This window comes from Gleimia coleocanis DSM 15436 (genome assembly GCF_000159015.1).
GTDB lineage: Bacteria > Actinomycetota > Actinomycetes > Actinomycetales > Actinomycetaceae > Gleimia > Gleimia coleocanis.
This window is the reverse complement of the sequence record NZ_DS999543.1, coordinates 267,778-281,505: the sequence shown is the minus strand read 5'-3', so window position 1 is coordinate 281,505 and position 13,728 is coordinate 267,778. Positions and strand designations below refer to the sequence as shown.

Below are 13,728 nucleotides of genomic sequence, written 5' to 3'. Positions count from 1 at the left end.
AACATACAAATTTTCGATAAAACCGGGCGGGTCTAAACCTGGCGTGAAGAGTTCACCTTAACGCCCTCGGAAGAAAACGGCACTTCGAAAAGGCGCCAACCCGCTTCCAAAGCTTCAGTTCTTAACTGCCCATCCAACCGCACTGGCAAGAAAACGCTCTCCCCCACACCATCTGCCAACGCCGGAATCCCCCGCCCCCGCAAAAAGGAAACCACCTGCGTCAACCTACCAGCAGACGATGCCTCAACTTCCGTAGCCTGCAGCCATAACTTAACCTCAGCTACCTCACTGGAATACGCACCCGTCCACAAGGAAATAAGCAACCCCAGATTCTTAACTAAACCAACCTGTGGCTGTACAGCAGATAAGTTAGAAGTCTTCGGCACCAGCAGTGCATACTCAGCCTCCGCACGCGCAGAATCCAAAAACACCGCACGTACTCCTCTGTCCCCTTCAGCAGCCCATCCCAACGCAATCTGTCCGCGCAACAAACAAGCCGCCAACTCCGGACACGCACCTGACTGTACAGCTAACTCCAACAGTTCCGATTCCGAAAGTACCTCAGATTCCAGCAATCCCGCAGCCAGACAAGTTCCCGCCACGGCCAAAACCGCTTCAAGCTCTTTTCCATACCCCAATGGCCAAGCACAACTACCATGCACTTCCAGCCCCACACGCGGAGCTCCCACATAATCCAAAACCCGCGTTGCTGCAGCTACTAAAACCCCCGTCGCCGCCCGGCTCAGAAGCTCCCCATCACCGGCTTGCACCCGCACCTGCGTATTCCCCGCAAGGGCCCGCAAATGCAAGTGAGTACGGAAATCAACTGGAACTCCTAAACGTTCACCTACAGAACTTACAAAACTAAGTGCCGCGCCCAGGCGAATCGTTACCTCGTCATTAACTAACCGCATATTATTCCCCCACTAGGAACGGTTCTGCAGCAAGTTTGCCTTCTAACAAGAAGTAAGTAGGTTCATCTACCCAAAAATGTCCCGTCGATAGGTCACTGCCCTGCAGGATTTTCCCATCCGCTAATGGTGGGTTAACTACCAGTAGTTTAGGCAGTTTCACCCCAGCTTGTTGCGTGTCCTTATTCCCCATAAATTTTCGCAGCCATCCCGCTAACTCACGAATTTGGACTGTGTAATCAACTTCAGTGGTGGTTACCTGCCAGTGTTCGTTCGAAACCGCGGTGAAGCCATAATCATAGAAGATTGCGAAGTCCAACTGGTTCAATCCCAGTTTTGCGAGCTTCAGTAAATCTCGAAATACCGCTGGTTTTAGTTTTTCAGTAGGATCAATGAGTTTTCCCCAGACTTTTAGGACAAGCGTGAAAGAGTTAGTTCCATCGTCGTAGAGCTTAAAATGGGCTGTCCCATCGCTGGTTTCAGCGAATGTGAGGATGCGTTTTAACTGTGTCCAGTCAGGAGAATCCGTATAGTCGGTGAGACAAATATTCCAAATTTGTTTTCCGTTGGGTGCTGGCAGGCGCTTTGTGGCAAATAAGTCTTCTTCCTGATGTTCTGCTAGCAGAGAGTAGAAGTCATCGAAAGTGAGGAAGTTTAAAAGAGTATTCTGTGGGTTAAATGGGTTTGTTATGAGGGCTTTGAGCGTGTGGTCCCCGTCGTAATCCAGCATCAGCGGGGCGTAGTTAAAGCAGTCTGTTGCTAACAGTTGATTGGTATTAAATTGGCTTGAGTTTAAGCCTATCCCGCGCTGTGCAAGGTTTTTCAGCAGTGGCTTGGTGGGGTGGTTTTCGGCGTTTTGGTAGATTACTCCGCCGTTCATTCCGTAGCCGTCCCAGAATTCTTCGAACATGAGGGTAGCCCACACTTCCAAGTGTTGGATGAGCCGGTCAGCGTCAAGGAGGTTGTGGGTTTTTCCGGCGGTGAGTTGCTGTAGTTCGCTTTGTACTGGGTTGGGAATCTGCATTTTTCTTCCGAGGGCGTTTATTCCAATGTTTCCACTCTGATTTTACTGTTATTCCGTGTGCGAATGTAATGGGCGGTCTAGGATTTTCCTAGACCGCCCATTATTTAACTTGGTTTATTGTCATAACCGTTCAGGTGCGCTTACGCCTAGCAGTGCCAGACCGTTTGCCAATACCTGCTTTACGGCTTCGTTGAGCCACAGGCGAGCAACGTGTCCGGTTTCCACCAGTTCGTCTGCGCGTGGGGTTACGCGACACTGACCGTACCAGGTGTGGTAGGAAGCAGCAAGGCTTTCTAGGTAGCGGGCTACGCGGTGTGGTTCACGTAGTTCCGCTGCCTGCGCAACCATTGCTGGGAACTGGGCCAGTGCGCCAAGGAGTTGTGCGTCAGCTGCATGATCCAGTGCTTCTGGAGCAAAACCTGCGTCCATGGAGACACCATGTTCAGCTGCGTTACGGCTGACGTTACAGGTACGTGCGTGGGCGTATTGCACGTAGTAGACAGGGTTGTCGTTGGAGTGAGAGGCCAGTAGGTCCAAATCAATATCGATTGCCTGGTCGATGGAAGACCGTACCAGCGCGTAGCGAGCTGCATCTACTCCAACGGCTTCCACCAGGTCATCTAAGGTGACGATAGTGCCAGCACGCTTGGACATACGCAGTGGTTCACCGTTACTGAGCAGGTTTACCAGCTGGCCGATGAGCAGTTCCAGGTTATCGCCTGGTTTGTCACCGAATGCAGCACACATTGCGTACATGCGTCCGATGTAACCGTGGTGGTCTGCACCCAGCATGATAACTACTTGGTCAGCTCCACGTTCACGCTTATTTAAGTAGTAGGCGATATCGCCAGCAAAGTAGGCGGCGTCACCGTCAGATTTAATAATGACGCGGTCTTTGTCATCGCCGAAGTCGGTGGAACGTAGCCAGGTAGCTCCTTCAGCTTCGTAGATTACGCCGCGGTCGCGGAGCTTTTCGATGGCTTCAGCAACTGCACCAGTGGTATGCAGGTGGTCTTCGTGGAAGTAAACGTCAAATTCAACGTGGAATTCAGCTAGTTTCTTCTTGATTTCAGCGAACATGAGTTCCACGCCTCTAGCACGGAAGGCTTCAGTTGCTTCTGCTTCTGGCAGGGTCACTGGGTTTGGTTCACCAGCTTCCTGCGCATCTGCCATTACTTGGTTTGCAATATCTTCGATGTACTGACCGCCGTAGCCGTCTTCTGGCGCTTCTTCACCCTTTGCACGGGCTACGAGAGAACGTGCAAAACGGTCAATCTGTGCGCCGTGATCGTTGAAGTAGTATTCGCGAGTGACTTTCGCACCCGAAGCTTCCAGCAAACGAGCAAGAGTGTCACCAACTGCTGCCCAGCGAGCACCACCCAGGTGAATTGGGCCGGTTGGGTTAGCAGAAACGAATTCTAGGTTTACGTGCTTGCCAGTTTGACTTTGGTTGGTGCCGTAGGATTCTTTCGCGGTGAGGATAGTGCGCGCCAGTTCACCTGCAGTGGCGGCATCAAGGGTAATGTTAATGAAACCTGGGCCAGCTACATCAACCTTTTCGATACCTTCTTTTTCAGCTAATCTGAAGGCAATATTTACTGCTAGCTCACGAGGGTTCATACCGGCTGCTTTAGCTAGGCGCATGGCGATGTTGGTTGCCCAGTCGCCGTGTTCGCGATTTCGAGGGCGTTCCACCACGATGTCTGCAGGAATCTGGTCATCCGTTAGGTTTACTTCTCCGGCAGCCACTGCTTCGGTAAGAACCGTGTGAATTAATTGTTCAAGGTCTTGTGGAGTCACTTTTCTTCTTCTCTATCGTCCGTATTTCAGCGTGCTTCTTCGTAGGCGCTCATCATGTTGATGCGATCGATATGACGCTGGTCGTTTGAGAATGGAGTTTCTAAGAAAACATCTACCAAGTGCGTAGCTTCTTCAAGGGTGTGCTGGCGAGCGCCAACTGCCACGATATTTGCGTCATTGTGTTCACGCGCAAGTGCTGCAGTTGCTTCACTCCATGCGAGTGCTGCGCGCACGCCCTTTACTTTGTTTGCAGCAATCTGTTCGCCGTTTCCAGAGCCACCGATAACGATGCCCAGAGAACCCGGTTCGGCGGCTACCGCTTCACCGCAAGGAATACACATGGTTGGATACGCGTCCAAAGCGTCGTATTCGGTTGCACCGTGGTCGACTACTTCGTAGCCTTTCTCGCTCAGGTGCTTGATTAGGTGTTCGCGGAGTTCGAAACCAGCATGATCGGCAGCAATATGAACGCGCATTTTAACCTTCCTTAAAAGTGTTGTTGCTTCGCTAACTAGTATTTTATCGTACTTTAAAACGTCGTTTAATCCAGGTTTTATCTGCTTCCACGTCTTCTGCCATGAATACTGCCAGAGGGCGCAAAGCAGGAACTTCACCGAAAATAATTCCTAGAATAGAAGTCATTGGTACTGCCAAAATGGCACCGGATACGCCCCACAGAGAAGACCAAAAAGCCAAGGCGACTAAAACAACGAATGCTGACTGGTTTACTTTCCGTCCAACTAACAGGGGCTCAACCATATTTCCCATAATTGTCTGTGCAGTGATGAGTAGTACGAAAAGGGCTAGTGACCACGGCCAGGAGACGAACTGCACGACTGAGAGCAATACGGGCAGTAGTACGCCAAAGATAGAACCGATGTAGGGAATGTAGTTTAAAAGTGCAATCAAAAGCGCCCAGAACCCGGCATAGTCTAGGCCAAATGCCAGCATAATCACGTAGGACACTAACCCGAGAATGACATTTACTAGGGTTTTAGCACCCAGGTATTGACCAACTTTCGTGTTTATTTCAGAAATGATTTGTTGAGCTCGAGCGGCTTTCACGGGATCGGGGAAGGCTGCGGTAAGTTTCTGGGAAAAACTTGAGCGTTCCCCAAAGATAAAAGCAACATAGATTGCAATGAGGAAAATAAAACCACTGGCAGAGCTAAGCTGAGCTGTTACCCACCCAAGCCAAGCGGGGATATTTATGGCACCGATAATCTTTGCGCGGAGTTCATCCCAAGACGGCAAGTGTTCTTCACCGACTAGGTCAGTAACTTGTGAAAAAATCTGTACCAGGTTCTTTTGATAAGTCCCAGAATGAGCAATTAGTTCCTGGATCGTAACAGTAAAAAGGGAAATCAACCCTGCGAGTAAACCGATGAATACAACGTAAATTACAAACTTTCGGACCCAGTCTGGAAGTTTTGAGATGCCGGGAAGTTTCCCAACGAGCTTATCGGTTTCAACGAAAATGTAAACAACGATGAAAGCTGCGATAATCGGCAGAATAATATTTTGCCCGATTACCAGTAGCCATCCAATGGCGATTGCCAGAAGTACTGCGAAAGTGAGGTTCTGCAGCGTCATATTTGGTTGTTCAGGTTTTTTCTCCACCCACGGATCCTTCCAGGTTTTGGGTCTACGTTTTAGTGGACGTGTTTCGCGTAGGCTTCAGTATCAAAGACGACGTCGATTTCACCTAATAGTTCCAGCAGTCCTTCTTCACCGCAGATTTCCTTCTTGAATCGGTAGAGACCATTTTCTGCGGAGATTTCAAATACGCCACCCATATCGTATTCAGTATTTCCCATTTCCAGGGCATACTTAATACCTTCAAAGTTAGTCTGTACAGCTGGGTAGAGATTACGTTTTTCATTCGAGGACGCAGCATAAATGTAGAAGCATTTACGGTTGTAGGACACGAGGATGCAACCAGAAAGAGCTTCACCAGTTTCATCGAATGTCATCAGTAACTGAGTATTGGAAAAGGCTTCCATTAGTGTCAGGAAGTAGCTTTCCGGACGGTGGCTAATCCCTTGGCGTTCAGCCATAATCTTAGTGAGGTTAAAGAAGCTATCCATCTGAGCGCGAAATTCTTCATCTTTAACCCCAAACCGACGAGTAGTTAATCCGCTCTTGTAAGATTTACGAATCTTTCCACGGAAACGGCTAGAGAATCCAGATAATACGTCTTCTTCGGTTTTACCGGTTAAATCCAAAATCATGTTCATTCGTGGGTTTGAAAATGCTTTTGGATCAGAGATTTCTTTAGAACGAACTGTGTAGCCTCGGGAGCGGTACTGTTCTACGAGTGTTGAATCGTATGCTGCTTCTGGGTCCAGACGCAGTAAGAAACCTCCACGGTTTTTAACTACTGTCTCAGCCTCAGTAAGTAGGTCTTGAACCAAATCAACATCGTAGATATCGCAAACTGGTCCGCGCGGAGCATACATAAAGACAGTTCCATCGGGTTGTTTCACCGAAATAATGGAGAGAACCGCGGTGATTTCTCCACCTTCATTCGTGCGATAAATGTAGTCAGAATCCCAGTTAGACTTTACCTTTGCCCATGCAGGAGACTGCATCATCACACCATATGGGCTGGTTGCTACAAAGTCATCAAGCTTTTGTAGTAGTTCGGTTGCTCCTGGTGCAGTTGGGTCAAAGATAGTCATGGATTCCCCTTTACTCCTATATATGAAAACCGCGTTGATCAAGGGAATGATCAACGCTAAGTTCCGTACCCCGAACAGGATTCGAACCTGCGACCTTTTGCTCCGGAGGCAAACGCTCTATCCACTGAGCTATCGGGGCATTGTGCTTTTAAAGCACAGCTCTATTAGTCTAACACTATCAGCGTTATTCTCAGAACTGCAGTCCTCGCGTAGCGATAACTAAATCTGCTAACCCAGGATCATCAGTTACGATTCCATCAGCACCTGCGTCTAGGGCTTCCAGAATTTCTTCTTCCGTATTCAGAGTCCAAACGTGCACAGCTAAACCATGCTTATGCGCGTGGGCAACAAAACGAGGGGTAACAATCTTTACCGGCCCCAGGCTAAGCGGAACTTGCACGGCAACTACTGAGTCTACAGGTCCCGGAACTTTAAAGTACTTTGCTGGGACGGTTAGCTGCGCAGCACTCCACAGCCTGCCCACTTCAGTCTGTCCCAGTGAAGTAGCAATCTCCGGAGCGTAGGCACGAATATCTGCTAACCGAGTGCTACTAAACGAAGCTAAACAAACCCTGTCCGTAGCATTGTGAGCTCGAATAACATCAACCATTGCTAAGGAAACTTCATCCTCTTTAGCATCAATGTTGAAGAAAAGCTGCGGGAATCGATCCAGTGCATCTGCCAGACGTACGAAACCCGAAGCTGAATCGTTAATCCGCAGCTGTGAAAGTTCTTCCCAAGTATGCTCAGCAACCAAACCGGAGCCGTTAGATACCCGATCTAAAACTGGATCATGTACTAAAATAACTTCCCCATCGGCACTGAGGTGAGCGTCCGTCTCTACATAGTGGAAACCATTATCAGCACAGTATTCTAAAGACTCCCACGAATTTTCTGGAGCCACTAAAGCTCCACCTCGATGGGCAATTACAAGTGGGGATGCGTTAAAACCAAGGCGATACATCTTAACAACCCTCTCCTGGCTGAGCTGCATTTTGCTTCTCTAGCCATACCATTGGGTCTGAGAAACCATCTTTAGTGTCGCGGATTTCAAAGTGCAAGTGAGGTCCAGTCGACCATCCATTTGAGCCGATACCCGCAATATGCTGGCCAGCTTTAACTTGGTCACCTTTCTTAACCAACACCTGATCTGGATACATATGAGCATAGGCAGATCGGTAAGCTTTACCGTCTTCATCGTGATGCTCGATTACTACCAAATAACCATATCCGGAAGGATTTGAAGCGGACTCAATAACTTCGCCATCCGCTACCGCATAAATTGGAGTACCCACCGGACCAGCTAAATCCAGCCCCGTATGGTTGTTGAAGCCACCCACGCCTGGCAGGAAGCGAGGTCCATATGATGAAGCCACGATTACGTTTGCTTTAGTTACCGGCCAGTTAACAGTAGCAATTTTTTCAACCGGACGATCCCCATTCGCTGTAACTGGGTTTGCAGAACAAGAACGTACTTCTAGCGGGTTACGTACCCGAACTCGTGAAGCTGCTGCGGTAACTCGCTTAAAATCTTCCGCATCAGCAGCCGCCGGCGGAGTTAAAGTAGCCCAAGACTGTAATGATCCGGTAGAAACCACCGCTTTCGCAGGAACTGCAATAGTGGATTCTGGCCCCACAAAACCGGTGATAGGCACAACGACTGTAGCCGCTGTCAAAGCCCCTAAAAGACTGGCACGCACCAGCGAAATACCAATTCCCCGGCGACGCTGGAAAGTCACCTTAGGAACCGTCGCAAACTGTGAAGTTAGCTGCTCAGCCTCAGCCCGCGCGCGCAACTCAGCACGACTTGGGAAAGGTGATTTAACCTCATTTACTTCACTCACAAATATCTGCTTCCTCAGGTTTTTCTGGGCTATTCAACAAAAATAGTCTCTATCTAATCTAACTCTAACACCGCGCTTTATCCAGCGTTCAGTAACTATGTGTATAGCTTCACTACAGAAGCTGATCACGCTGCAAAGTATCGTGCACTTCGCCAACCAATTCTTCCAAAATATCTTCCAAAAAGAGAACCCCCACAGTTTCTCCGTTAACGATGACTTCCGCTAAATGAGCCCCCAAACGCTGCATTTCGCGAAGCGCATCCTCAACTTCATCAAATCCATCAACCTGTGGTAGCTCACGAATACGCCAAGCCGGAACTGGAAGTTCACGCTCCTGTTCAGAAGCAAACAAAACATCCTTAATGTGCAAGTAACCTTCCAAGTCACCGCCCTCGGAAACCACCGGATAACGAGAGAAACCCGTGCGCGCAACTTCACGTTCCAACTCAGCCGGAGAAACCAACGCCGGTAACGTAACCAAATCAGCCAACGCTACCATTGTGTCTGCCACCGACTCTTCAGAAAACTCCAAAGTCCCCGTCAACAAACCAAGATCATCGTGAATCGTTCCCTGCGCCGTAGAAAGCTCCACAATAGAAGCTACTTCCTCAACCGTAAAAGTCGAAGCCACCTCAGACTTAGGTTCAAACCCAAATAAACGCACAAACCAGTTCGCCAAATGATCCATAAACGTAATCACATGACGCAGCAAACGACCAATCGCTACCAGCGGCGGAGCTAACCACAACAATGCCTTATCCGGCATTGAAACAGACATATTCTTAGGAACCATCTCGCCAAAGACAATATGCAAATAAAGCACCAGCGCTAAAGCTAAAGCAAAACCCACCACATGCGCAGAAGCACCCGGAAGCCCCAAAGCTACCAGCGGATGCTCAATCAACGCCGCAATCGCAGGCTCAGCCACCGCACCCAAAGAAGTAGAAGCAACCGTAATACCCAACTGGCAAATCGACAGCATCAAAGAAACATGCTCAATCGCCCACAGCGCCTTATCTGCACCACGAACGCCTGCTTCAGCCAAAGGCTCAATCTGCGCGCGACGCGAAGAAGTCACTGCAAACTCACCAGCAACAAAAAATGCATTCACTAAAAGTAAGAAAACAGTGATAGTAATGCCTACGCCGATGCTCATGCGGTCGCCTCCTGCGCAGCTGTTTCACGAATCGTAATCTGGTCAACGCGACGGCCCTCAATCAACGACACTTCCAACACCGCGTTATCAAGTTCAACCACGTCACCCAACTCAGCTACACGTTTCAGCTGGTACATCACTAACCCAGCTAAAGTGTCATAAGGGCCGTCCTCGGGAACCCGAATCCCCGTGCGTTCTAAAAGCTCATCCGGACGCAGAGTACCCGGCACCTTCCAACTACCATCTTTCCCCCGCCGAATACCATAACGGCGTAAATCGTGTTCATCGGCTACTTCACCCACGATTTCTTCAACCACGTCTTCTAAAGTGACAATTCCAGAAGTGCCCCCGTATTCGTCAACCACTACCGCAATCTGTAAACCCTGATCCCGAAGCTCCACCAGCAGCGGAGCCAATGCCAAGGTCTCTGGAACACGGGGGGCTTCAGACATCAGCGAAGCTGAAAGTACCGAAACTTCCGGGCGTCGCTCAAAAGGTACAGAAACCGCGCGACGCAGGGAGACGAAACCCAAAATATCATCGGAGTCATCACCCACAACAGGGAACCGAGAATGCCCAGTAGTGCGCGCAAGCTCTACAACATCAGCGGCGGAAGCTGATTCCTTCAAATATTGCATTCGTCCACGGTGAGTCATCACGTCAGATGCAGTTAGCTCAGCGATTCCAATAGATTTAGTAAGCAAGGTCGCCGTAGAGGTATCTAAGGTCCCCTCTTCCGCAGAGTGTCGCACTAAAGCAGCTAATTCAGAGGCTGAACGGGCGGAAGAAAGCTCTTCCATTGGTTCAATGCCGATGAGGCGCAGCATTCGGTTTGCAGTACCGTTAAGCACTTTAATGAGGGGCAGGAAAAGTTTCGTAAAAGCAGACTGCAGAGGCGTGACCAAACCAGCGGTTTTCATAGGATCTGCCAAAGCAATATTCTTTGGTACGAGTTCTCCAAAGAGCATGGAAACACCGTTGATAATCACCATAGAAATAATTACCGCTACAGTGGTTGCTAAAACCTTACCTAAACCAACCGAGCCTAAAAGTCGCCCGAACATATCAGCCAAGGTTACCTGCGTGGTATAGCCCAACAGAATCGTTGTGAGTGTAATCCCTACCTGTGCCCCAGACAACTGGGTAGAAAGATTCTTAACCGCTGTCAAAACTTGTTTTGCACGATTATCACCAGCAACGACACGCGCTTCCAAAGAGGCAGAATCTAAGGCAACATAAGAGAACTCAGCTGCCACGAACAGGGCTGTCCCAAGAGTGAGCAAGATGCCCAGAAGTATCATCACCAAGTCATAAATCATTGGTTACCCCCTAATGATGATGTGAGTAGGCGCAACCAGGGCATGGTACTTCGATACGGGTCAGAATTGCTCATGAAAGTTAGCCTATCCGATTTTCCCTTAGGTTTGCGAACGCTGGGATAAGATTTCGCTCACGTTCAGTTGTATTCGCTTAATAAGACCTGATTTTCAGGACTTGTGGCTTTTCTTAAAAATCAAGAAGAGACCGGCTACAAACATGAGGATTCCCAGGCTGCTAAGCAAAAGTGCAGTACTATTTGCACCCAGTAAACTCTTCACAGTAGCGAGGAATCCTCCTGCAACTGCTGGGGAGTTTCCCACCTGATTAGTGACTGGAATCGGTGCAGCACCTTGTAATTCATCGGTTGCAGGGCTAGCTTCCAGATTCTGATTTGGTTTAGTTTCCGGCGCTCCGGGCACTAATCCTGGCGTGGCTAACGGTAGGTTACCTGGAAGCGTCGCATAAGTTACGGGAGCAACTGGTGCTGGGTTTGCTACAACTCCTTGTGCTCCACCCGTTTGTGTACCGGTTTCGTTACTAAGCTTACCCTCACCCGGGTTAGCGTTTTCGTCTGAAATAGTAACTTCTGGAGCAAGTAGTTCATCCAGGTTACTTAGTTTTCCAACAGTTCCAGAGGTTTTTTCTGTGATTTGGAAAACCAATTCCTGGGGGGCTGAGATTGTTTTCCCTCCAGAGACCAGATCTACCTGCAGTTTATAGGTTCCTGGCTGAGTGAAAACCCAGTTCAAGTGACGGTGAGTAGGACCCTCCGTATGTAGGGTAAAGTCACCGGCTTTTTCAGTGTCAAAGAATACTTTTAGCTGGTCAGTTCCCGTTGCTAAAGGATCAATGGAGAAACCAACTGCCCGTCCACCGGTTGGAAGCTGTTTTGGAGTTACCTTGAAATCCACTCCCTGCGGGTAGTTGCGGTAGTCAAGGGCTTCTGTAGAAAAGCCTGGCCAGAGTAGCTGATGGTCTTGTACTTCTGGGAGTAGGTAGAAGGCATCTCCTACTTTCCCAAGGAAGTCGAAGTACGGCTGGGATTGTTCTACACTGCGAGTTTGTTTAGCTGCTGGTGGTACGAACAGGGTGGTGGTTGCCAGCTGACGTTCCACGCGGTTGTGGTGAGAGTGTTCTAGAGTGTCATCTTTAATGACTACTTCCAGTCCAGTTTTACCACTGATTGCAGCGATATCTAGGTGTCCGCGGGTCAGTCGTAGTTTATCTGCAGTTTTTTCAGTTTCTGGTGCTGGTCGTTGTGTATTATCTCCTTGGTTACCTGGCTGATTGCCTGGTTTTGTGCCCGGTTGGTTATTTAGCGGGTCACCGGGAATAACTTGAGTACCGGGTTCAGCAGGAGTACCAGGGTTTAGAGGCTGGTGTTCGTAGTCTGGCAGTTCGCTGGTAAGCGGCGCATGTGTGAGCTGCAAGGTTTCTGTGTAGCCCTTAGTCAGGTCCAAGGTTTTATCGTAGTGCAACCCGTTTGCGTTTATGGATGGGTAAGGTTTTAGATCGAATTTGAGGTAGAAATTTTTTTCACAGTAGCCCAAGTCCACTTCTTGTTCAGTAGCTCCTGTTTCTAAGCTTATTTCAAAGAAGCAGTCGTAGTAGGACTGACGTGGTTTTGCTTGGAATCCTCCACGGATTCTTCCTTTGAACCGTGGGTCTTTTGCGGTTACTTTAACGTTGTATTTTCCATCTTGACCGGCAATTGGGGTGAAGCTCAGGTCGACTCGAAGGTCTTTTAGCTCAACCGCTTGTAATGGTTGTACAGGCGCAGGTTGGATTGGGGCGGGGTAACTAATTTCGGTGGTTTCTTGGCGTTGTTCGACTGCTCCTTGGTTGCGTTGGTATGAGAATGGCGCACTTGCCCAGCGTGGGGAGGGTGAATCTGGTGTCGGGATGAAGATTGCCTGGTAGTTTGAGGTTTCGTCGCCGAGCATTTCGCTACCGGTAGCTACCCCATTTTCAACGGGAAGCTGAAGTAGCTGGTACCCGTCAATGGTGAGCACTAGCACGCCTTTATCAGCGGAGTTTCCTGTTTCAAAGTGGAAGTCGGTGTAGTGCTGGTCACCTGGATTCTGGTAGGTTTTTGGGGGCTTTGGTTGCACTTGGAGTTTCGGCGTGCCGGTGCGGGAGGATTCTTTTTCCGAGGGCGCGGCAGCGAAACTTGCACGGAAGTTTTTAGTGTAGTCGTGGCGCGGATCGTTGCCTCCAACACGCCATTCTTGGGTTTGTGGTTTAGAAATTATTGGGTTTCCGGCTTTGTCACGGGCGTAAACTTGGAAGGTGATTTTGTAAGTACCTGGTTTAGTGAACGTCGTGTAGTTGTGGGTGTGCTGGGAGAGTTCAAGTAGGGTTTCACGGTGTTTAAGGTCGTGGGATGAGAAGAAGCGTCGTACGCTATTTCCGGTTGCGGAGGAGATGAAGTATTCCACTTTGCCGGGTCCGTCTACGGCAATGAGGTTTAGTGAGAATTCTCCGTCGCGGAGTTTTTCGGTAGGGATATCTGAGTCTGCGCCGAATCCGGACCAGATGGGCGCATTTCCGTCTCCTGCTAACTGTGGTGCGGCGTAGAGGAGTTTTCCTGGTTCACCTAAAAAGGTTGCCCAATTTTGGTCTGGGATTGAGTAGAGGTGCACGGGGTTGGTACCACGCCAGCCTTTACCGACCCAGTTTACGGTGTAGTCAATGGGGAGGGTACTTTCTGTGTAGTCCCCTTCTGAGTCATATACCGGGTAGGTTGCGAGTAGTTCGAACTGATTGTTTTCGTAGTTCCAAAAGGCTTTGGGTGCGTCTACGTGGGTGCGGGTAAAGGTGTATTTATTGGCGTTTGAATAGTTGCTATTCTCCTCATTTGCTTGTGCGGCAACCAGCGGAGTTCCAAGAATAAGGATTCCGGTGATTGCTGTGATGGCTGGCTTTTTGAGGCGTTTTAGCATTTATCAGGTCGCTTTCTAACATCCCACACTTAATGATTATCATTCTCATT

11 protein-coding genes and 1 tRNA gene are annotated in these 13,728 nt (G+C 49.2%); all 12 read right to left on the bottom strand.

Features of this window, described 5'->3' with window-relative positions; all coding sequences use genetic code 11:
* Positions 1–32: 32 nt before the first annotated feature.
* Entirely contained in the window at positions 33–914 is an 882-nt protein-coding gene (locus HMPREF0044_RS03060; protein ID WP_006546641.1) for a hypothetical protein, read from the bottom strand.
* A gap of 1 nt (position 915) precedes the next feature.
* Positions 916–1,935, bottom strand: a complete 1,020-nt coding sequence (locus HMPREF0044_RS03055) for a hypothetical protein (RefSeq protein WP_006546640.1) — start codon at positions 1,933–1,935, stop codon at positions 916–918.
* A 120-nt stretch (positions 1,936–2,055) separates the two neighbouring features.
* Complete coding sequence (gene argS / locus HMPREF0044_RS03050) at positions 2,056–3,735, bottom strand: arginine--tRNA ligase (protein WP_006546639.1); 1,680 nt, start codon at positions 3,733–3,735, stop codon at positions 2,056–2,058.
* A gap of 26 nt (positions 3,736–3,761) precedes the next feature.
* A complete protein-coding gene (locus HMPREF0044_RS03045) occupies positions 3,762–4,211 on the bottom strand; it encodes a ribose-5-phosphate isomerase (RefSeq protein ID WP_006546638.1) in 450 nt (149 codons plus the stop codon).
* 43 nt (positions 4,212–4,254) lie between these two features.
* Positions 4,255–5,355, bottom strand: a complete 1,101-nt coding sequence (locus HMPREF0044_RS03040) for an AI-2E family transporter (RefSeq protein ID WP_050754343.1) — start codon at positions 5,353–5,355, stop codon at positions 4,255–4,257.
* A 32-nt stretch (positions 5,356–5,387) separates the two neighbouring features.
* A complete protein-coding gene (locus HMPREF0044_RS03035; RefSeq protein WP_141553820.1) occupies positions 5,388–6,416 on the bottom strand; it encodes a lipid II:glycine glycyltransferase FemX in 1,029 nt (342 codons plus the stop codon).
* 66 nt (positions 6,417–6,482) lie between these two features.
* A tRNA-Arg gene (locus HMPREF0044_RS03030) sits at positions 6,483–6,555 on the bottom strand.
* A 51-nt stretch (positions 6,556–6,606) separates the two neighbouring features.
* Positions 6,607–7,380, bottom strand: coding sequence for a glycerophosphodiester phosphodiesterase family protein (locus HMPREF0044_RS03025; RefSeq protein WP_040312759.1), 774 nt, complete (start codon positions 7,378–7,380; stop codon positions 6,607–6,609).
* A gap of 1 nt (position 7,381) precedes the next feature.
* Complete coding sequence (locus HMPREF0044_RS03020; RefSeq protein WP_006546634.1) at positions 7,382–8,260, bottom strand: M23 family metallopeptidase; 879 nt, start codon at positions 8,258–8,260, stop codon at positions 7,382–7,384.
* Between the two features lie 112 nt (positions 8,261–8,372).
* A complete protein-coding gene (locus tag HMPREF0044_RS03015; protein ID WP_006546633.1) occupies positions 8,373–9,416 on the bottom strand; it encodes a hemolysin family protein in 1,044 nt (347 codons plus the stop codon).
* Positions 9,413–10,735, bottom strand: coding sequence for a hemolysin family protein (locus HMPREF0044_RS03010; protein ID WP_006546632.1), 1,323 nt, complete (start codon positions 10,733–10,735; stop codon positions 9,413–9,415). The genes HMPREF0044_RS03015 and HMPREF0044_RS03010 overlap by 4 nt, the downstream gene beginning before the upstream one ends.
* A 168-nt stretch (positions 10,736–10,903) precedes the next feature.
* Positions 10,904–13,678 (bottom strand): choice-of-anchor M domain-containing protein, encoded by a 2,775-nt coding sequence (locus HMPREF0044_RS03005; RefSeq protein ID WP_006546631.1) that lies wholly within the window; start codon positions 13,676–13,678, stop codon positions 10,904–10,906.
* Positions 13,679–13,728 lie beyond the last annotated feature (50 nt).